General features: G+C 39.2%; 19 protein-coding genes, 1 pseudogene and 1 riboswitch. Of the genes and pseudogenes, 8 read left to right on the forward strand and 12 right to left on the reverse strand.

The window, feature by feature from the left end:
• Positions 1–50: 50 nt before the first annotated feature.
• The 3 genes from B9T36_RS17035 to B9T36_RS17040 all read right to left on the reverse strand — a co-directional run bounded on the left by B9T36_RS17035 (position 51) and on the right by B9T36_RS17040 (position 1,443).
• Positions 51–506 (reverse strand): CopG family ribbon-helix-helix protein, encoded by a 456-nt coding sequence (locus tag B9T36_RS17035; protein WP_086210636.1) that lies wholly within the window; start codon positions 504–506, stop codon positions 51–53.
• A gap of 4 nt (positions 507–510) precedes the next feature.
• Positions 511–633, reverse strand: coding sequence for a hypothetical protein (locus B9T36_RS19340; protein ID WP_265733403.1), 123 nt, complete (start codon positions 631–633; stop codon positions 511–513).
• A 318-nt stretch (positions 634–951) separates the two neighbouring features.
• A complete protein-coding gene (locus B9T36_RS17040; protein ID WP_086210637.1) occupies positions 952–1,443 on the reverse strand; it encodes a hypothetical protein in 492 nt (163 codons plus the stop codon).
• 404 nt (positions 1,444–1,847) lie between these two features.
• On the opposite strand from B9T36_RS17040, the gene B9T36_RS17045 reads away from it, so the two are divergent.
• From B9T36_RS17045 to B9T36_RS17055, 3 genes are all read left to right on the forward strand, one after another.
• Complete coding sequence (locus B9T36_RS17045; RefSeq protein ID WP_086210638.1) at positions 1,848–2,927, forward strand: zinc-binding metallopeptidase family protein; 1,080 nt, start codon at positions 1,848–1,850, stop codon at positions 2,925–2,927.
• A 129-nt stretch (positions 2,928–3,056) separates the two neighbouring features.
• Entirely contained in the window at positions 3,057–4,994 is a 1,938-nt protein-coding gene (locus tag B9T36_RS17050; protein WP_086210639.1) for an esterase/lipase family protein, read from the forward strand.
• Positions 4,995–5,112: 118 nt separating this feature from the next.
• Complete coding sequence (locus B9T36_RS17055) at positions 5,113–6,267, forward strand: MFS transporter (RefSeq protein WP_086210640.1); 1,155 nt, start codon at positions 5,113–5,115, stop codon at positions 6,265–6,267.
• A 53-nt stretch (positions 6,268–6,320) separates the two neighbouring features.
• Here the strand turns inward: B9T36_RS17055 and B9T36_RS17060 are convergent, their stop codons facing one another.
• The 4 genes from B9T36_RS17060 to B9T36_RS17075 all read right to left on the reverse strand — a co-directional run bounded on the left by B9T36_RS17060 (position 6,321) and on the right by B9T36_RS17075 (position 11,200).
• Positions 6,321–7,811, reverse strand: a complete 1,491-nt coding sequence (locus tag B9T36_RS17060) for an amidase (protein WP_086210641.1) — start codon at positions 7,809–7,811, stop codon at positions 6,321–6,323.
• Positions 7,812–7,863: 52 nt separating this feature from the next.
• Positions 7,864–9,294, reverse strand: coding sequence for a GGDEF domain-containing protein (locus B9T36_RS17065; RefSeq protein ID WP_086210642.1), 1,431 nt, complete (start codon positions 9,292–9,294; stop codon positions 7,864–7,866).
• Positions 9,295–9,534: 240 nt separating this feature from the next.
• A complete protein-coding gene (locus B9T36_RS17070) occupies positions 9,535–9,762 on the reverse strand; it encodes a hypothetical protein (RefSeq protein WP_086210643.1) in 228 nt (75 codons plus the stop codon).
• Between the two features lie 193 nt (positions 9,763–9,955).
• On the reverse strand, positions 9,956–11,200 hold the full coding sequence (locus tag B9T36_RS17075; protein ID WP_086210644.1) for a D-amino acid dehydrogenase: 1,245 nt from the start codon (positions 11,198–11,200) through the stop codon (positions 9,956–9,958).
• Positions 11,201–11,333: 133 nt separating this feature from the next.
• A riboswitch (glycine riboswitch) is annotated at positions 11,334–11,420 on the reverse strand.
• Between the two features lie 153 nt (positions 11,421–11,573).
• On the opposite strand from B9T36_RS17075, the gene B9T36_RS19295 reads away from it, so the two are divergent.
• Complete coding sequence (locus B9T36_RS19295; RefSeq protein ID WP_086210660.1) at positions 11,574–12,353, forward strand: hypothetical protein; 780 nt, start codon at positions 11,574–11,576, stop codon at positions 12,351–12,353.
• Here B9T36_RS19295 and B9T36_RS17085 read toward each other — a convergent pair.
• From B9T36_RS17085 to B9T36_RS17100, 4 genes are all read right to left on the reverse strand, one after another.
• Positions 12,350–12,859: a GNAT family N-acetyltransferase gene (locus B9T36_RS17085; RefSeq protein WP_086210645.1), complete on the reverse strand. Its 510-nt coding sequence runs from the start codon at positions 12,857–12,859 to the stop codon at positions 12,350–12,352. The genes B9T36_RS19295 and B9T36_RS17085 overlap by 4 nt on opposite strands.
• A 68-nt stretch (positions 12,860–12,927) precedes the next feature.
• Complete coding sequence (gene aroC / locus B9T36_RS17090) at positions 12,928–14,019, reverse strand: chorismate synthase (RefSeq protein ID WP_086210646.1); 1,092 nt, start codon at positions 14,017–14,019, stop codon at positions 12,928–12,930.
• Positions 14,020–14,034: 15 nt separating this feature from the next.
• Positions 14,035–15,045 (reverse strand): 50S ribosomal protein L3 N(5)-glutamine methyltransferase, encoded by a 1,011-nt coding sequence (gene prmB / locus B9T36_RS17095; protein WP_086210661.1) that lies wholly within the window; start codon positions 15,043–15,045, stop codon positions 14,035–14,037.
• 105 nt (positions 15,046–15,150) lie between these two features.
• Complete coding sequence (locus B9T36_RS17100) at positions 15,151–15,573, reverse strand: lysozyme inhibitor LprI family protein (RefSeq protein WP_086210647.1); 423 nt, start codon at positions 15,571–15,573, stop codon at positions 15,151–15,153.
• A gap of 192 nt (positions 15,574–15,765) precedes the next feature.
• Here B9T36_RS17100 and B9T36_RS17105 point away from each other — a divergent pair, with 192 nt between their 5' ends.
• The 4 genes from B9T36_RS17105 (at position 15,766) to B9T36_RS17120 (ending at position 20,337) form a co-directional block, all read left to right on the forward strand.
• On the forward strand, positions 15,766–16,071 hold the full coding sequence (locus tag B9T36_RS17105; RefSeq protein WP_086210648.1) for a hypothetical protein: 306 nt from the start codon (positions 15,766–15,768) through the stop codon (positions 16,069–16,071).
• A 157-nt stretch (positions 16,072–16,228) separates the two neighbouring features.
• Positions 16,229–17,602 carry an ABC1 kinase family protein gene (locus tag B9T36_RS17110; protein WP_086210649.1) on the forward strand — a complete coding sequence of 458 codons (1,374 nt, stop codon included), beginning with the start codon at positions 16,229–16,231 and terminating at the stop codon, positions 17,600–17,602.
• A gap of 222 nt (positions 17,603–17,824) precedes the next feature.
• Complete coding sequence (locus B9T36_RS17115) at positions 17,825–19,120, forward strand: acyl-CoA dehydrogenase family protein (protein WP_086210650.1); 1,296 nt, start codon at positions 17,825–17,827, stop codon at positions 19,118–19,120.
• A gap of 17 nt (positions 19,121–19,137) precedes the next feature.
• Positions 19,138–20,337: an acyl-CoA dehydrogenase family protein gene (locus tag B9T36_RS17120; protein ID WP_086210651.1), complete on the forward strand. Its 1,200-nt coding sequence runs from the start codon at positions 19,138–19,140 to the stop codon at positions 20,335–20,337.
• Between the two features lie 136 nt (positions 20,338–20,473).
• On the opposite strand, the pseudogene B9T36_RS17125 reads toward B9T36_RS17120, so the two are convergent.
• A pseudogene (locus tag B9T36_RS17125) lies at positions 20,474–20,689 on the reverse strand (IS982 family transposase); the annotation flags it as partial.

Consider the following 20,689-nt stretch of genomic DNA (forward strand, 5'->3'; position numbering starts at 1 on the left):
TATCCCCGATGCAGTTAGGCTTAAAGTTGCTCTCTAATAGATGTACAGCATTATGATTTCAATGCATTCAGATTTTCGTTTTGCGGAATCGGAGGCATTACGGCATCCATAAGCTCCAAATGCCCTTTAATCACCCCTTTCAAGGCAATGAATTTTTGACTTAAAGCTTTTAACTCAGTGCTTAGACCCTGCAAAATCATCACTTCTAGAATCTTTTGCTCGTCCAATTGAATATGCAGTGAGCTCACGACTTGTTCTAAAAATTGGCGCTGTAAATCTAGCAATTGGATCCTAAGTGGAGTCACACTGGCGTTATAAAGTAAAGTGAAAGTCCCTACCATCACGGCGTTACGTTGCTCTTGATCCGCGATCAAATGCTTATTGATCATATCGACGATTGCTTGCGAACGGCTTTCATAGTGTTGATCAACAATTTTTTGATCCAATGCATCAACGGTTCGTTCTGGTACAGTAATACTGATTCGCGCCAACTTTGGTTTAGACACGTCGTTATCCTTTTTTCGTTAAATCTTGTTTAATGTAAATTCCAGCTCTTGCACTTAAAATTTCTATGGCAAATAGCTTAAGTATGGAGATTAAAGCGATTAAACTCTCTTTGAAGTGTTTAGACATCTGCAACTCCTATCAGTATTACCAAAAAAGTTTTTTGTATTACCAATGAATAAGCAGAATGCATGCCAATTTTTTAAAGCAAATTTAAAGCTACAGCGCATAAAAACGTTTATTTTTTGTGCGGAATTATTTTTTATTTTTAGAAGTGACACATCTAAGTGCATTGTGGGAAATCAAAGATGATTTTCAGTAAAACATTTATAAAATAAGAGCTAGCATACCAAGTAATAACCATCGTCAAGAAGATACGGGGGCAATACTACTTATCCAGATATCAATCTGGCAGATAAAAAAAATCGCCAAATGGCGATTTTTTCTTTATTGATACACTTTCTGGAACTCACCCAAAATTGGTGCGGAAACACCATCTTTATAGACATATCGAGAGATAATTCCTTTGTCAGTATAAATATTCATTTTAATTGAGCTCGTGCCTTTTAAGCTGCCCATCAAATTCACAGGCGCTAAAATATAATTCGTAGAACGGTTTGCACCTAACACATGATCATGCTCTGTAGGGCCTGTTACAGCAAAGGATTGGCTTTTTTTCTCATTTGTAAATTCAACCTTTTGGATATCATATTTGTTATAGGTACTACTCAAATGAATTTTTAATTTAAGTAACTCCTTGTTCGATTCATTCCAGCTTACAGTAACTACTGGACAAAGCTCATTTTTCGCACAAATCAGCAAACCTGTCGTACCCACATTTTGACGACTTGGGTCTGTAGCGGTCGTTGCACAACCCGAAAGGAACATCGCTCCTAACCCCATGAGTAGCCATTTTTTTGGTGATACGTTCATTATCATTATATTTTACTCCTAGAAACTTAAAAAACTTTGAAAGTTCAAATAAGGGATGACTTAACATACGTACTATTTTTGACGAATCTGCGCCTAAATCAAGCTTTTTATTACACTACGATATAAATTTTATACGATTAAGCACCATCTGCAAAACCACTCACAGTAGCTGACTGAAAACAGCAGTTATGTTTAATCAAATTTTTCACGGGTTTGCTCTAACGCACGCATAAATACAGGAAAGATTATCTTTTCTACAAAAGCCATCAAGCAAATATCGTTCATTATAAATATTATACGCAGTCAGCAATTCAGTTTTAAAAGACAAATGAAACCGATCACTATGCATGACGAACTGAATCAACATCAATTATACTAAGTCCAAAAGATCACGACTGATACAGCCGCCAATGAAATTTTTTACTTGTGCATCCTGCCAAAACCAAGTCTTTTTTGCTAACTCACAATGTGTGAGTTGCCAAACTACACTCGGTTATATTGCATCAGAAAAAGACATGGGGAGTTTTGAACAACATAGTCCCGTACTTTGGTTGGCGCTCAATGAACAATATCAAGAAAAACGCTATAAACCTTGCTATAACTATCAGCATCATCAAGTGTGTAATTGGGTCATTCCAGCTGAAAGTAGCGATATTTACTGTGAATCATGCGTGCTTACCTATACCATCCCAAGTCTAGAGAATCCTGATCATATCGTCTACTGGTCCCGCCTCGAACATGCTAAACGCCGTTTTTTATATTTAATGCAACGTCTTAATATTATGCCGAGACCCAAATATAACGATGATGACCGTTCTGGGCTACGCTTTAATTTTTTAATGCCAGAACAAGGTCTGCCTGTGCTGACTGGACATGCCAATGGTGTCATTACTCTCAATGCCAGTGAAGCAGATGTTATTTATCGTGAAACCACACGTATTAAAATGGGGGAAAATTATCGAACACTTTTGGGTCACTTTCGCCATGAAAGTGGGCATTATTATTTTGATCTCATTAAATCGCTCCACCCTGAACTGGTCGATGAATTTCGTCAGTTTTTTGGTGATGAACGCCAAGACTATAACGAAGCACTACGACGTCACTATGAAGATGGCCCACCACAAAACTGGGATAAATTTTATGTGAGCTCCTATGCCAGTACACACCCATGGGAAGATTGGGCAGAAACATGGGCGCATTATTTACATATGATGGATACGTTAGAAACCGCTTACTACGCAGGTTTAATTGTTCGAAACAACAGGAAAGACGAGAATGACTTAGCCTTTTATGAGAACCCCATAGGCGCTCAAGATTTTGATCTACTACTGAAACAATGGATGACACTAACCTTTAATTTGAATGCTTTGAATCGGAGCATGGGGTTAGAGGATGCCTATCCTTTTACCTTGTCCAATCCAGTACTCGATAAATTACGGTTTATTCATAAACATGTGTTGGGTAAAGCGTTTCATCTCGAAATAACTTGAACCTAAACCCTAAAACCAAATATGAAATAGTTAAATGATCACATCACGAACTTTGATGTATCTCAGTAATAATTGTCATAAAATAAAAGACATGTTTAGCCTATATAGATAACTGCCGTGCTAAAAACTATGCTTTCACAAAGACATCATGCTTTACCACGGTCTTTTATTTTAGGATTAATTATTGCTTTATTCCCTGCCTGCCAGTTGGTCAAAGTTAAAGAAAAAACCATTCACCAATCCATTCGTAATAAGTCGGAAAATATATTAACGCATGACCAATTAAGTACCGAAACCCTAAGTTTATTAAAACTACTTAGCCTGACTCCACAACAATGCACTGCTAAATTGGAAATATGTTTAAACCGCTTAAATCAACAAAATACTATTGCTGTTGATGAACGTTATGCAGCATTAAGTGAACTATATTTAGCCCAAGCATTACAGCTATCAAAGCAAAGAGACTGTACCCAATCAGAGACCTCGAGTGAGAATCCTTGCTTGCAGAATAGCCTAGAAGCATTTGACCAAAGCTTACGCTATAGCTATGTATACTTATTTAAAATGCAAGAAAGCCCGAGTACCCGCGTTTTTGATCAAAGACAAATGCATGTCAGAAGCTTTTATAATGTTGCATTATCACGTCTCATTACTACGGCGTACCACACGCAGCCTTTTCAGCAAGTTCCTTCGCAACTCAACATAAAAAAAAGCAGATACCTCATAAGCTTAGAACACTATCCCGAACTCAAAAATAAAGGTATTGAACGAGTTCAATCAAGTTATAATTTAAATTTCTCAGGCTTCTATCAAGTCAACCGTCAAGATGGTCTTGGTGCAGAGTTTGTGGTCGCTACAGCGTCGGAACCACCCGCTAAAAATGATTTTATCCTTGACCCTATATTGTTTTATCAAAATCAGCGCAATCCAAATATACATTCTGCACAATATTTGTCTGTCACTGCTACAGCACAGCCCCAAAATGCAGAAAGTGATATTGAAAATATCCTCAACGGAACAGCTACTTTTGAGATTGAGTTATTTAATCCATATACACAAAAGTACGTTGAAATTAACCAACAAAAATACATCCTCACGGCAAATTATTCCGTACCTTTTGCCTATTGGTTAGCTGAAAATAAGTTAGGCTCAACAGGTTATTTAACCTTACTTGATCGAACGGAACGCTTACGCATGCCGCATGTCTATATGCTTGAACCGTATCAACCAAATAAGAAAATTATTATCCTCATTCATGGCTTAGCCAGCAGTCCTGAAACATGGATCAACCTGACCAATAACATTTTAGGTGACAAAGTCTTACGTGAAAACTTTCAAGTTTGGCAGGTATTCTATTCGACCAATATGCCCATTTTTGAAAGTCGCTATCAAATTCACGCCCTACTCAAACAAGCCTTTGCACAAGTTAAACCTAACTCTCGTTCAGCCAGTGATGCTGTGTTGATTGGACATAGTATGGGAGGCGTGATTAGTCGTTTATTGATCAGTGAGCAAGATATTTCGGAACAAGTGATTCCACTTTTAAACTATGAACAATACATTCGCTTGCAACAGTATCCTATTATCAAAGACCGTTTTCAATTCCACTCAGACTTACCTATTGGACGTGCAGTATTTATTGCTGCACCTCACCGTGGCAGTGAACTGTCCGATCGCTGGTATATGGGGGTAGTGAAAAAAATGGTGAAGCTACCAATCACTTTTTTTAACCAAGTTGATATGCAGTTGAATGGCAGCTCTAGCACTAAAGGTATGGTGCAATCAGGACCAGATGACTTAAGTCCAAAGTCCCGTTTTATGACGTTGACCCATAACATCATGCCTGTTTCCACCATTCCCTATCATTCGATTATGGGTAACTACCGTCAGACCAATGATACACGTGAAATGAGTGATGGTATTGTGCCCTATTCGAGTTCACATTTAGACCATGCTGTATCTGAAAAAATTATTAAAGCGAAGCATTCAGTACATGAAGAAGCAGAGACCTTATTGGAGTTACGTCGTATTTTAAGACTGCACCTTGAACAAAACCCAAACAGATAATCAATACTGCTAAGTTTTTGATATAATTATCTTATTTTAGAAAATATAGCCAAGCTTAAATAAGTAAATGCTTTAACACTTTTTTGAATATTTTCGCTCTAGCAAGGAATACAGCACAATGCTTCCATTCCCCATTCAGCACCGACTGGCTGGTTTTTACTTCTTTTATTATTCCATTGTAGGCACATTCATGCCGTTTTGGAGTTTATATCTCGAAGATCAAGGCTTTAACTACAGTGAAATCGGTATTCTTTCATCCATTGCCATTATTACCCGTTTTTTTGCCCCGTTTATTTGGGGTTGGATTGCAGATAAATCAGGGAAACGGATGCTCTTAGTCCGAGTTGCTACATGGATGGAAGCTTGTATTTGGTTCATGATTTTTATCATTCCAAACTCCTTTCAAGCCGTTGCTCTGCTCATGCTAATTTTTAGTTTTTTCCAAAATGCAATTTTAGCTCAATTTGAAGGTGTTACCCTATTTTGGCTCGGAGAACAACGGAGTGCATTATATGGAAAAGTCCGGAAATGGGGTTCTATTGGTTTTATAGTCGGTGTGTTTGGTATTGGTGCATTATTAGAAATAATTCCAATTTCTATGCTGCCCATACTACTACTATGTATTTCTTTTTTGGCTTTTCTTTGGTCGTTTAGCATTCGTGAGCCAACCACAGCTCCCAATTCTCAAAAGCACCTTGAGCCACTCTTACCTATCTTAAAAAAGCCTGTCGTAGCCGCATTTTTTAGCATTGAATTTATTCTACTTTTTTCACATGCCCCATTTTATAGTTTCTATAGCAACTATTTAAAACAAACAGGCTATTCAACCACTGAAATTGGTTTTTTATGGTCAGTGGGCGTCATGGCTGAAATTATTATGTTTGCCGTTGCTCAGGTGTTTTTCAAACGTTTTTCATGGCGGCTCCTTGTTTCTGTTTGCCTCATTCTCACGGCGCTACGCTGGTTTTTGATAGGTTCTTTTCCACAAATCTTCACGATTCAATTTTTAGCACAAACCATTCATGCCTTTAGTTTTGGTTTATTCCATTTGATTGCTATGCGCATCATTTTCCAAAATTTTAGTTTAGGCCAACAAGGCCGTGGACAGGCACTTTATAGCACCATGTGGGGCCTTGGTGTCGCATCAGGCAGTATTCTTGCAGGACATTATTGGAGCATTCTATCAGGCGAATATATTTTTATTTTGGCTGGTATTGCCGTCTTATTCGGGCTGTCTTTGGTAATCTTTCTGCCCAAAGAAGTACAAGCTTAAGCCACTTTTTGAGCGACACTTATAGCTTGGGTAGTTAAACTAACATAGCCTTTCTATACGTGGATCTCTCGATATCTATGGAACCATGGTTGAGTTTGTTCAAGTTGATTGGCCAATTGTAGTAGCAAGTCTTCACGGGCAAAAGGCGCAATAAACTGCGAACCAAGCGGTAGGTTATCAGCATTCCAATACAAAGGTACAGACATTGCGGGTAAGCCTGTAATATTTGCCAGTTGTGTAAAAGGCACCCAAAGCAGATTATCTTTTACAATTTTATCTACCAACTTCCCTTGAGCGAGCAAATGCACCTTACCGACTTTAAGTAGGCTTTTTAGAATCGGCTTTTGCCATAAAGGTGTAGAAACTTGTCCATTTTTGGGCGCGACTGAAGCAGTTGCAGGAGTTAAATAAAGATCATAATGGTCAAAGAATTGGTTCATACGAGTCACATATATTCCCCAATGATTCAGGTTATGAATATATTCTAAGGCTGTTGTTTTCGCACCAAAGGCAGCCAGAGTTAAAGAATCCAACTCGAAATCGCCTGCTGTTGTTGGGACTTGTTGTTTGATCTGCTCTAACATATACGAAAATTGACTGAACCATGTCGTGATAAAGTCGCGGGCCAATGCCATACCATCAATTTCAGGTTGTGCTTCAACTACTGTATGCCCTAATGACTCCAACAAATGTGCCGTATGCTGTACAGCAGCAATAGCATCTTTAGATACTGTAGTTCCAATAGGAGACTGCGTACAAAATGCAATTTTAAGTTTTTTTACTGGCTGCTGTAGACAGGCCAAATAGCTTTGGCCGGGCTGTTCAATTTTAAACAATGAGCTATGTTCCGCACCGTGCGTTGCATCAAGCATTGCAGCACTATCTCGCACAGTTTTCGCCAATACATGCTGTATGGCTGCACCATGCATTGCTTCACTCATATCTGGACCCCACGGCGTACGTCCACGACTTGGTTTAAGACCGAATAAACCACAATATGATGCAGGGATCCGAATTGATCCTCCCCCATCACCTGCACCAGCAATCGGTACAATCCCTGCTGCAACGGCCGAAGCAGAACCACCAGATGATCCACCACTATTATGTTTTAAATTCCATGGATTACAACAACTACCCCAAGCATCAGGTTCAGTAATCCCTTTAATACCAAATTCAGGCGTATTGGTACGTCCAAAGGTCAAGATCCCAGCTTTCTCCCAGCGGTTCACTATTTCTGCATTGTGCTGTGCAATATACCCCGTTCGTTTAAAGGCTTGGCACCCATAAGAGGTGGGATAACCCGCATATTCCTGAAATAAATCTTTAACTAAAAATGGTACACCAGCAAATGGCCCAGATAACACATTCTGAGCGCGCTTTTTAGCATAATCATGCATGGGAATAATAATGGCATTTAAGGCTGGATTAACTTGCTGACTGCGCTCAATCGCAAGTTGTAATAATTCAGCAGGATGGACTTGTTTTTGTGCAACTAACTCAGCCAATCCTAAAGCATCGTATTGTAGGTATTCAGAAAAAATCATTGTGATCCAAATATATAATTCTTATTGTTATCTAGTTTTACCTGCTTTTAGATTAAGAGGCAATACGTACTTGGTTCCGCCCTAATGTTTTCGCTTGGTAAAGCGCCCGATCTGCCTGATTTAAAATACTCTGTAGACTATTTTGCGTTGGTAGCACCTGATGCACTACGCCTAAGCTCACGGTCATATTTAAAACTGCATGCGCCACTTGAGTCTTGGACAACGCTACGGCACGACAAATACGCTCTGCAATCATTTCTGCTTCAACTAAGTTCGTATTCTTCAACACCACAACAAACTCTTCTCCCCCCATACGTGCAAATAGATCTTGTTCACGCAAATTACTTTTGACCGTGGCTGCAAAGCTTTGTAGCAAAACATCTCCTATATAATGTCCATATTGATCATTCATTTTTTTAAAATGATCAATATCAAGCATAATAATCGTAAGCGATTTGAATTGATTTTGTTTTAGTAGATTCTCAGTTTCTGTAAAGAAAAAACGACGATTAGCCACATGAGTTAAAGGATCATGATTGGCAAGATATAAGACTTCCTTATATAAAGCATGCCGATTTCGGCTTACGATACATAATAGCAAAGGCGCAATCATCAGCATGCACAGACCAATTCTTACGGACATTGACGTTGCCAAAAAATTATCTGCAGTTCGTGAAATATAATAGGTTGTTAAACTATGATATAGCACCAAGCAGACCGTACTATTAATTACACTGACGTAAAATAAATTATAACTCAAGGCCGCCCAAATCAACCCTGCTAAAGGAAAAAGCAAAGCGCCTGGACCAAAGAAAATATGTGTACAAGCCACAGAAACAATAACAGAAAATAGTGGTAATAAATCTATAAACTTTGTCTCACACTGCCTCCGATTTTTCCAAATATTGGTGAACTTTTTCCCAGTCGGGAACGTAAGCATCAATGGTAAAATAGAGATACAATTTAAGACTTCACCCGTCCACCAAATATAAAACTCAGACCAAGAGTCATCTGCCGTCATAAATGTATGTGGCATATGTGGAACAACGGTCACAGCAAAAATCGCACTAAAGAAACAGCCAATAAATATACAGACTAAAAATAAATAAAGAAAATTTAATCCTTTATTATCAGAACGATAATCTATTTGTAAATATTGAATAAAAAACAGAGAGACACTGACTGTAATAAAATTGGCAACAGTTAATGCTAAAGTTAGTTCAAAATGGTTTCCCGTTACCAAGTCCGCAGACATATAACCAATAAAAGCGCCTATCCATCCCCCCAGATTTCTTAACTGAGGAAATCTTAAAAACAAGCCGATGAGTACAGCATTGGCGGGCCAAAAATAAGCAAAATATGCAATCGGTCGTGTCAGTATTCCAAGCAAACAACAGACAAAAATGACCAAAGCAATCAATGCACATGCGCGGCCATGCTGTTTAAAGTTAAATGGTACTTCTGTTAGCTTTCCTGCGTACAAAATATTCCCTCATGTTTACATGAGTTTAGCAACATCATGTTTTTTTATTGTCCTTTAGACTTCAAATACTCATTGAATAGAAGTCATTTTGCATTGACAATATTTACTAAACAAACTGTATAGATTGTTAGGTGGCGTTTCAATATCATTTTTTATTTATGCTCTAAATTTATATCATTTGTAAAAAAAAGTTGCCCATTTAAAAAAGCCTCCAAATCAGGAGGCTTTTCTATAGTGAACTTATTTTGCTTCAGAAGCAGCTACTGGCACTGACGCACCTGCCTCCTCAGACTCTAAAGGTGCAGCATCAATCATCTCTGGACTAACTTCAATATTGGTCACTGGTGTTTCAGTTGCTGAACTTTCCACTGGCGTTTGTTCAGTCTCTTGTTTCTTGTCACTACATGCTGCAAGCGACAGCATCGTTGCAGAAGCTAAAACCACCAAAGCCATTTTCATGTTAATCATTATTCACCTTCGAATTAGTCATCAATTACCTGAAACCATACTACGTATTTTTGATGCAGTTTAAAGTATTAGTTTGTGAGCAATCTTTTGAAATTAAGGCAGAATTATAACATCATTAAAGCAAAATGATAAAAACAAGTCCGACTTGAGTTTGTTTTTATCATTTCTCATATAACCCAATACAACCTTTGGCTTAAACAGGATAAGCTGTGGCAACCTCTTGGCTAATCATGGCTGCTGTCGCAGCAGATAGCGTCCAGCCTAAATGCCCATGTCCTGTATTAAAGAACACACGCTCTAATTTTCCACGGCGTACCACTGGCATCATATTCGGCATCATCGGTCGAAGGCCCGCCCAAGGTACCGCATGCTCTGTCGAGACTTTAAAATTACGATTAGTCCAGTCCACCAAAGGCTGAATGCGATCCGCTCGAATATCACGGTTATAGCCATTAAACTCAGCTGTTCCCGCTACACGGAATCTGTCTTTACCTAAACGTGAAGTGACGATTTTTGCACTTTCATCCAGCAAGCTTACCCATGGTGCATTTTGCTGACTCTCTTCGTCATTCAACATAACGGTAATCGAATAACCCTTCACTGGATAGACATTGACACGTTCTTGGACTAACTCTGCCAGTTGGTAACTGCCTACACCAGCACAAACCACAACAGCATCGGCAGCCAAAATCTCAACATCATTCGGTGCCAATTCTACATTTTCAGAACTCGGTTGTAATTTCACCTCAACACCCGTCGATAGATGTTGAATATCCGTTACATCCATCCCAAAACGGTATTTTACACCTAATCTTTGGGTGACTTCTGCCAAACCTGTGGTGTACTTATGAATATCACCCGTGGCATCACCTTCACAGTAGAATCCTGCATAATAGTCACCAGTCAGGGTCGGCTCAATTTGCTTAATTTCTTCATTGCTTACACCGCAACGTTCAAGCCCACCTTTATTCAACATATCATTGACGCGAATAGCAACGTCATAGTCTTGTTTATTATGATAAAAATGTAAAATTCCACGCTTCTCTAAGTTAAAGTCAATTGACTCTTTTTCAGCAACTTCAAATAAGCGCTGACGAGCCAATAGAGCTAAGCGGACCGTTTCGTGGGTATTGGTCTCATAATGTTTAATATTGCCTAGAAATTCCATCAACCATGCATATTTATGTACACTAAAAGATGGATTCAGCAACAACGGCGCAGATTTTTGAGACATCCATTTCATGCCTTTCAGCACTGTCGATTTTTGGTTCCAAACTTCAGCATTGCATGCAGACAGTTGTCCACCATTTGCAAAAGAAGTTTCCATGGCTGGAAATAGATGACGGTCAACAACGGTCACTTGATAGCCAAGTAAACTTAATTCATACGCAGTTGTGACGCCTGTAATTCCAGCACCAATGACAACGACATGACACATAGACACCTCCTTTTTATTGTTTGATGTCAAACCCCATCTGTCATGTGTACCTGAGAGCTTCGATCTAAAACTTCCCATGAAGCTTTAAACCATCCCCTTCGGTGAGTGATTGAACACTTCTCTCCAGAGTTTTTTCATTATTACAGTCCTTTTGCCTGAGAGTTTCCGGGGTCGTTGCTCCTTCGGCGAATGCAGAACATTTCTCTCCTGCAATAATGCTTATTATTCTATGAGCAATTTATATACCATGTAATCATGAAATTTAAAACTACTCTCAAAGTATTATATTGTCGTTTATTACGATCCACATTGATCCAATATGATAATGAACTTTGCACTATAATGGATAAATTCCTGCTTTATGCTCCAAAATATGACTCTTCCAAATGCTCAATTTTCAGACTATAAAACAGTTATTCAACAGCATAGTCTTCAGAAATTATTCAGCTCTAATTTACTTCGAATAACTACATTTGATTCACTCCAGAGCTTTTATGCACCTTTTGATACCATCAATCCTCATGCCAAAATCGTGCTCGTGGGGATAGCGCCAGGACAACTACAATGGCGAAATGCTGTGACAGCTTGTAAGGATGCACTACAACAAGGTTATTCTGATAGTGAAGCACTTAGTATTGCCAAAGCAACTGGTGCATTTAGTGGTCCACTTCGGCAAAACCTGATTAAAATTTTGGATCATGTTGGTTTGCATGAAAAACTTCGCATTGAAACGACCGCTGAGCTTTTTTTACAGCAACAGCATTTGGTACAACACAGCTCACTACTCAGGCAGTGCATATTGAATAATGGCAAGAATTACACAGGAACATCACCGAATATGCTTAGAAATGCTTTTTTGAGACAGCATGTAGAGCACTATTTTATTCCCCAAATTCAAAATCTACCCGATGCGTTGTATATCCCTTTGGGCCAAAGTGTGATTGAAATTTTACATTATTTATCTAGCTTAGGCTATTTAAGCCGAAACCAAATTTTAGATGGTTTTCCCCATCCTTCTGGCGCAAATGCAGAAAGGATTCAATACTTTTTAAACTTAAAAACCAAGGATCAACTGTCCAACAAAACTAATCCTGAGAAAATTGATCAAGCGAAACAACAGTTAATTGAAAAATTAGAAAGACTCGAACTCTAAATTTGCTTACTCAGTAAGACCAAATGAAGGTTAATCAAAGGTTGTCCTACATTGGCATCCAATGGGTAAGATTCCGTCTTATGAGTATCGTGATAACCATGACGTACATAATATGCTAACAATTCTTTTCTTACATTTAAGACCGACATGTTTAACCTAACAATATGTTGCTTTTGTTTAGCAAAAACTTCTGCAAAATTGAGTAATTTCTTTCCATAACCTGAATTTTGATGCATAGGTAAAATTGCAAAACTTCCAATTTCAATAGAGTCAACATCTTCGGTTAAGCCAATGCACCCCAAAATTTGACCATCCGCTTCTAAAACAAAGAGCTTAAAATTTTCTTTTTGTAGTTCGATTTTTAACTGCTTTGAAGATATACGATCTCCAGCAACAACATTAAATTCATGTGTCCAACCTTGGTTGGTACGATAGGCAATATTGATGACATCTACAACGTTTTCAATATCATTTAATTTTACCAAACGAATTATATTGTCTTTCATATTCAAATAAAAAAGTCAGACCGAAGTCTGACTTTAATATGTACTTTCTTAAATAGGAAGAAAATTCTCTAGCATTCAATCGGCGCAAATGGGGCAACAACATCTGCATTTTGAGCACGATGGCGCATAAAGTGATCCATTAAAACAATCGCAAGCATTGCCTCTGCAATCGGAGCCGCACGTACACCCACACAAGGGTCATGACGACCTTTGGTTAATACGTCAGTATCTTCACGATTAATATTGATCGTTTTACCTGGTGTAGTAATAGATGCTGTTGGTTTAAGCGCAATTGCAACACGAATGGTTTGACCACTCGAAATACCACCCAAAATGCCACCGGCATGGTTCGCGAGGAAGCCATCTGTGGTTAACTCATCACGGCTCTCATGTCCGAACTGACCAGCAACGGCAAAACCATCACCAATCTCAACCCCTTTGACAGCATTAATGGACATCATGGCATGGGCAATGTCAGCATCTAGACGGTCAAAAACAGGCTCCCCCCAACCTACAGGTACTTTTTCAGCCAAAATTTCAAGCTTTGCGCCACAACTGGTACCTTGTTCACGCAATGAAGTCACCAGTGCTTCAAAACGCGGTACGGCATCGACATCACCGCAGAAAAAAGGATTATTGGGTACTTCATTCCAATCCAATTTTTCAGCAACTTCAGTTCCAATTTGGGTCACATGACCACGAATTAAAACACCAAACTTTTCGGCCAAATATTTTTTCGCAATCGCGCCCGCAGCCACACGCATAGCCGTTTCACGCGCACTCGAACGACCACCGCCACGGTAATCACGGAAACCGTACTTTTGTGTATAAGTATAGTCTGCATGTCCCGGACGGAAGCTTTGTGCAATGTTACCGTAATCTTTGGATTTTTGATCGGTGTTACGGATCAATAAACCAATTGGTGTACCTGTTGTTTTACCTTCAAACACACCTGAAATAATTTCAACTTCATCAGGTTCTTTGCGCTGCGTGGCAAATTTCGAGGTGCCCGGCTTACGACGGTCTAAATCTTTTTGCAAATCGTCTGCTGTAAGCTCAAGACCCGGTGGAACACCATCCACAATCGCCATTAAGCCTACACCATGAGATTCACCACAAGTCGTTACACGGAAGAGTTGCCCTATACTATTACCTGCCATGTCCAACGACTCCTTTTATGCTTGAACAGATTGAATGAATAAATCACGGAATTGACGGCACTGAGCTGCAGTCAATGCAAAGATTCCTGTACCGCCTTTTTGGAACTGTAACCAGTAAAAATCAACGGTATTAAAGTTTTGGCGCATTGCCCATTCAGAATTACCCACTTCAATCACAATGAGACCATCTTCAGTTAAGTAATCTGGTGCTTGAGCTAACATTTTACGAACCAAATCCAAGCCATCTTGACCCGCTGCCAGTGCCAATTCTGGTTCATGGTGAAATTCTTCTGGTAAGTCTGCCATGTCTTCAGCATCCACATAAGGCGGATTAGACACGATGAGATCATATTGATTTTCAGCAGGAATTTTGGCAAACAAGTCAGACTCAAGTAAAGCCACTTGATATTGTTTGTCGTGGTGTTCTGAGTTAATTTGAGCCACTTCTAAAGCTTCTTTAGAAATATCAGTTGCATCCACTTCAGCATCTGGGTAGGCATAAGCTAAAGCAATCGCGATACAACCTGAACCCGTACACATATCTAAAATACGTTGTGGTGTTTTTGGATTTGGATTTTCTGGCAAGTTATTGACTGCCTCACCCATTTGGCCATTTTCACCTAAGCAATAAGGTGAAAAACGGTTTTGAATCAATTCTGCAATCGGTGAACGCGGTATCAGTACACGTTCATCGACATAATATGGTTTGCCATCAAAATATGCCAAATTAAGCAAATACGAAGTCGGTACTTTTTCATTAATTCGACGTTCTAGTAAACTTAAAACTTCTGCTTTTTCACTTGGTAGTAACTTTGAATCTAAGATTTCAGCATCTGCATTCCAATCTAAAGATAAAGTCTGTAACACCAACGCTGAGCTTTCAGCAAAATAGTCTTCTGTACCTTGACCTAAATGTGCATCGTATTGACGTAATGCTGTCACTCCAAAACGGATAAAATCACGAATTGTACTTAAGTTTTCAGCGGCTTCCTGTATATGTTCAGGGCTAATAGTCGGGCGATCCACTAAAGGCGTCTCCAAGGTCATTGTAAAAACGCCTTATGATACCCTGTTTTTCTATGATTTATAATGTTTTGATGCACAGCAAACACATTTTCATACGCTTTGCACTTATTTGCTTATACTGCCTGTACGTGCTTCGTACATATCTGCACGGGTTTGTGTCATTTGCATCAGACATGAAATCCGCTGAACTTCAGTCTTTTCATTTTTCACAATGGGTTTGTTATTACAAATTTGATCACGCTGCTCAAGCCATTGCTGATGAGATTGTTTAACCAAAGCTTGCTCATTAGTAGGGGTTTTGTCTAAATATATTTTGAACACTTTTTTTAAGCGTTTTTTTTGTACTTTATATTCTTTACTCATGCATGTATCAATCTCACTCAATACATTACCCGTTTGTTTCATACATATTTCATATTCTTTACTTGGACCCATCGCAAAGGCTGAACCACCGCACAATCCCATTACAAGGAGTAGACCTAATATCTGTTTCAATTCCATTCCCCAAAACAAATGTTCTTTAATCATTTTTTAATCTAATCATTCACAACATCTACGCGTTGCAGCGCTTTAATATAACATCCTATTTTGTATGAACATACTAAACACTTATAAAATTTCCACATCCTTACTTTTACATGAAGTCACAGGCTTTACATTGAAATCAGATCAAATGGCTTTATTATGAAATGAATTATTTTGCTGATTACGTCCCAACCTATGAGTTATAAACACAATAATCTAATGGCGATGCGTGAGCGTTATTGGAATGACACTGAAAATAACCACGTCGACATTGAAAAAGCTTTTTTTCAAAACCTACTACAACAACAAGGTATCTTTGACTGCGCGACCGTTGAAGATGCAAAATATTTCTTTTTTAGTCTACCAAGCATCATTATTGTTAAAGGTTATGCACACGGTTTTATGCACCAACCTGTGCAAGAAATGATTCTACAACACATTCAAACGCATAAAAATGAACTGATTCAGAAGAACAAACTTAAAATCCAATTTCGCATGTAAAACCTCAGGTTGAGCTATTTTTAAGTACTTATCTGACACTTATAAGCTTTTTTAACTCGCTATTCAGCAAGTTGAACTTTTTTAATACGTGAATACACGATATTATCCGTTACAATCTTAAGTGCTGCCCTTGCTGATGAAAGGATTTTACTGAATTATGTCAGATCACAACGATAAGCTTAAACAACTGAAAACCTCCTCTATGGATCGTCGTTTATCGATTGCCAAAGCTTCGTTGCTTGCTGGAACACGTTGGGCAGCTTCTAGCGCAACGTCTATATTTTCTAGTGAAGAAGAAAAAGAAAAAAAACGCAAAAAAGCCATGAAAGAACAAGCCGATTATTTGGTATCTGAAATTGGCAAGCTTAAAGGTTCCATCGTCAAAATTGGCCAAATGATGGCGCTATATGGTGAACATTTTTTACCAGAAGAAATCACACAAGCGTTAAATACTCTAAACAATCAAACAGTCGCTTTAGCATGGCCTGCGATTAAACAGCAATTACACAGCCAATTGGGTTCTAAACTGGATGATTTAACCATCGACCACGAACCTTTAGGCACTGCATCACTTGCACAAGTGCACCGCGCAACACGTAAGTCTGATGGTTTAGAGGTGGTATTAAAAATTCAATACCCAGGCGTTGCTGAAGCCATTGACTCAGACATGAGCCTATTCAAAAATATGCTTAAACTGACACGCATGGTGCCGCAAACACGTGAGTTCGATCAATGGTTCGACGAAGTCCGTGAAATGATGCACCGTGAAGTGAATTATAAAATTGAGGCTGCAACTACACGCCGCTTTGCTGCTCGCTTAAAAGAAGACCCACGCTACATCGTGCCACAAATTATTGATGACTATTGCACAGACCAAGTGTTATGCATGACCTTTGAACGTGGTGTGCCGATTAACAGCCCCGTCATGCTGTCTCTACCGCAAGAACGTCGCAACAAACTTGGTGAAGCATCACTTGAAATTGCGGTACGCGAGATTTTTGAATGGGGTGAAATGCAGACCGATCCGAACTTTGGTAACTATCTGGTTCGCTTAGGTAATGGCAATGACATCTTGGATAAAATCGTTCTGCTTGACTTTGGTGCAATTCGACAGTTTGATGAACACTTACTCGGTGTTGCACGCAAGCTCATTCATGCTGGATTTAACCACAATAGTGAAGAAATGGTTCAAGCAATGACAGGCTATGAATTTTTCGACTCTATCCCTCAAAGCATTAAACCGGATATGGCTAAAGTCTTTTTACTTGCAACTGAAGCATTCAGCAGTCCTAGTAACAATCCTGACTTACCTACTGGTGTTATGGATGAACACTTTGCTTATGACTGGAAAGCTAGCCAACTTCATAGCCGTGTCATGCAACAAGCGTCTAAGTCGATGGCGTCTCGCTATTTCAGTGTTCCACCCAAAGAATTTATGTTTATCAGCCGTAAATTCATCGGTGCTTATACCTTTATGACCGTGATTGAAGCGAAAACCAATGTTCGCGCAATGGTTGAAAAGTTCATCTAAAAGCTGCATGACCAAAATGACGCAATGTCATTTTGGTCAATTAGTCAATAAATTTAATTCCCAACGATTTAATAAAAAAGTTTAAAAACAAATCATTAGAAGAATTTAAAACACACCACCTACCGTTTATCTTTGACAATACATCATGTCAGCGATGACATAGTCATTCATGTTCCGCTATGTCAGCATAAAAATACAGAATAATTCTGCTGGATGAAAATAATGACAAATATGGTAAATAAAGCGCAGGGATTTGGCTTATCACTGATCACAAAAATGGCAAGTAGCGACGTACTTGACCAATTAAAACTTAGAAAGTTTGTAGAAAAATCACTTTATCAAGGCTCAAAAGCAAGCTTTAAAACCCTATCAAAAACACAAAAAGCTTTTAAAGCCAATACAGATCTGCATAAACAGCGGCTCAACAATCAAGAAAAATCATTGTTTGATCTGAACTATTCAGAAGATCAGCAAATGACCATCGACACCATGTCTCAATTCGCTGCAGATGTACTTTACCCATTAGCCGCAAGTGCCGATCAAAATGAAACTTTTCCAACAGAACTTTGGCAATATATCGAAGACCTAGGTCTAAACTTTTATGCTTTGCCTGAAGCACTCGGCGGTATTGCATCTGAAAAAAATATTCTGAGTAATATACTTATTGCGGAGCATTTGGCCAAAGGTGATTTTAGTTTAGCTGCGGGTATGCTCTCTACCTTTAGTGTGATTAATGCCATTACACAATGGGGTTCTGAGCAAGTACAAGCTTTATATTTGAACAGTTTTGCGCAAGACGTTAGCATTCGCGCAAGCTTTGCAATTCAAGAAGCTACGCCTGCTTTTAATCCTTACCAGTTAAAAACCAAAGCCATTTCACGTGATGGCCAGTATCTTATTCAAGGCGAAAAGACACTGGTGCTATCGGCTGAAAGTGCAGATATTTTCCTTGTCAGTGCCGAACTTAATGGTCAAGCTGAAGTTTTTATTCTCAGACGCGATGAAAGTATTCAGTTTAAAAAATCTCCTGCTATGGGGCTCAAAGGCACAGAAACAGCAACTTTAATTTTTAATCAAACCCCTGCTTTACGCTTAGGTGATGAAGACTTCAACTACACTGCATTTTTAGACCTCGGCAATTTAATGTGGTGTGCAATGGCGGTTGGCACATGTGAAGCAGTCAAAAAATATTGTATTGAATATGCCAATGAACGCACCGCCTTTGGTGAACCCATTTCTCACCGTCAAAGTGTTGCTTTTATGATTGCCGATATGGCCATCGAAATTGATGCCATGCGTATGCTTATCCTAAATGCAGCAAGTCTAGCTGAATCTGGGCAGACATTTCACCGTGAAGCCTATTTAGCACGTTTACTTTGCGCCGAAAAAGCCATGAAAATTGGCACTGATGGTGTACAGATTTTAGGTGGGCACGGATTCACCAAAGAACACCCTGTCGAACGTTGGTATCGTGATTTACGTGCAACAGCAATTGTTCACTCTGGTCTACATGCATAATAAAAAGGAAAACTGGCATGAATTTACAAAACCCTAAAAAATTTAAATTGCTGATTGATCAAGCCCACCAAGTTGCCATCAATGTACTTCGCCCTATCTCCCGAAAATACGATAAAGCTGAACATAGCTATCCTAAAGAACTGGATATGTTGGCATCCTTAGTCGATGGTATGAATGAAGGTGGTGAAGGTATGAACGCAGGGGCCGCTGTCGGCAAGCGGGGTACCAATGAACAAGGCAATAAAAATGGAGTGAATCTCTCTACCGCTTTAAGTGTAATTGAGATGTGCTATGGAGATACCGCTTTACTTCTATCAATGCCCCGTCAAGGGCTGGGGAATTCAGCAATAGCCGCTGTTGCCAATGAAGAGCAGTTGGAGCGCTTCAAAAACACATGGGCGGCCATGGCAATCACTGAACCAAACTGTGGCTCGGACTCTGCTGCTATTCGCACCACTGCAACACAAGATGGCGATGATTACATCTTAAATGGTGAAAAGATCTTCGTGACTTCTGGTGATCGTGCCGATGCCATCGTTGTTTGGGCAACACTGGATAAAAAGTTAGGGCGTTCAGCGATCAAATCTTTTGTGATTCCTAAAGGAACAGCTGGCATGACGGTAGAACGCTTAGAGCATAAGCTAGGAATTAAAGCATCTGACACCGCAGTTATTCGTTTTATTGACTGCCGTGTATCTGCAAGCAATTTACTTGGCAATGCTGAAATAGATGCAACTAAAGGCTTTGCTGGTGTGATGGAAACTTTTGATAATACCCGTCCACTCGTTGCAGCAATGGCTATAGGCTGTGCCAAGGCCTCACTAGAACGCATTAAAGAGATTTTTAGCGATTATTTTGATCCTCAATACATAACGCCATACTTACAGACGACTCATATTGAGAGTCAAATTTATCGTATGGAAGCCGAATGGGAAGCGGCACGATTACTGACCTTAAAAGCCGCATGGATGGCAGATAACAAAAAACCTAACTCAAAAGAAGCCTCTATCTCAAAAGCTAAAGCTGGCCGGATCTGTAATGAAATTACACTCAAGTGCGTCGAACTTGCAGCAACAGTCGGCTATAACGAAGATGAGCTTTTAGAAAAATGGGCAAGAGATTCTAAAATTCTAGATATTTTTGAAGGGACTCAGCAAATTCAGCAACTCATTATCGCGCGCCGTGAACTAGGCAAGTCATCCAGTGAATTAAAATAATTCAATATTAATAAGGCGATACTTAAAACTATCGCCTTTCATCCAAAAGCGTTTAGGTAAAATATTACCTCATCTAAAGTTGTCCCCCCATAGACACAAATGAACTGAAATTATGATTACTTAACCCGAATCCTGTTTAAGCCAATGATTCCACAACCCGAATGATTGGCTTGTTTTGATGACATAATTGGTAAGCACATAAAGAGGCATAAATACCAGCTAAATAGCCTTCAACACTTCTCGCGTTACTTGTTACCAAATTATATTTCCCTTTGAGCAAACTAAATAACGTTTCTATTTTGTTGCGCTGCTTTAGATAATATTCATCTTCTTTTGACAATTGAACTGCCTG

This window comes from Acinetobacter sp. ANC 4204 (assembly GCF_002135205.1).
GTDB lineage: Bacteria > Pseudomonadota > Gammaproteobacteria > Pseudomonadales > Moraxellaceae > Acinetobacter.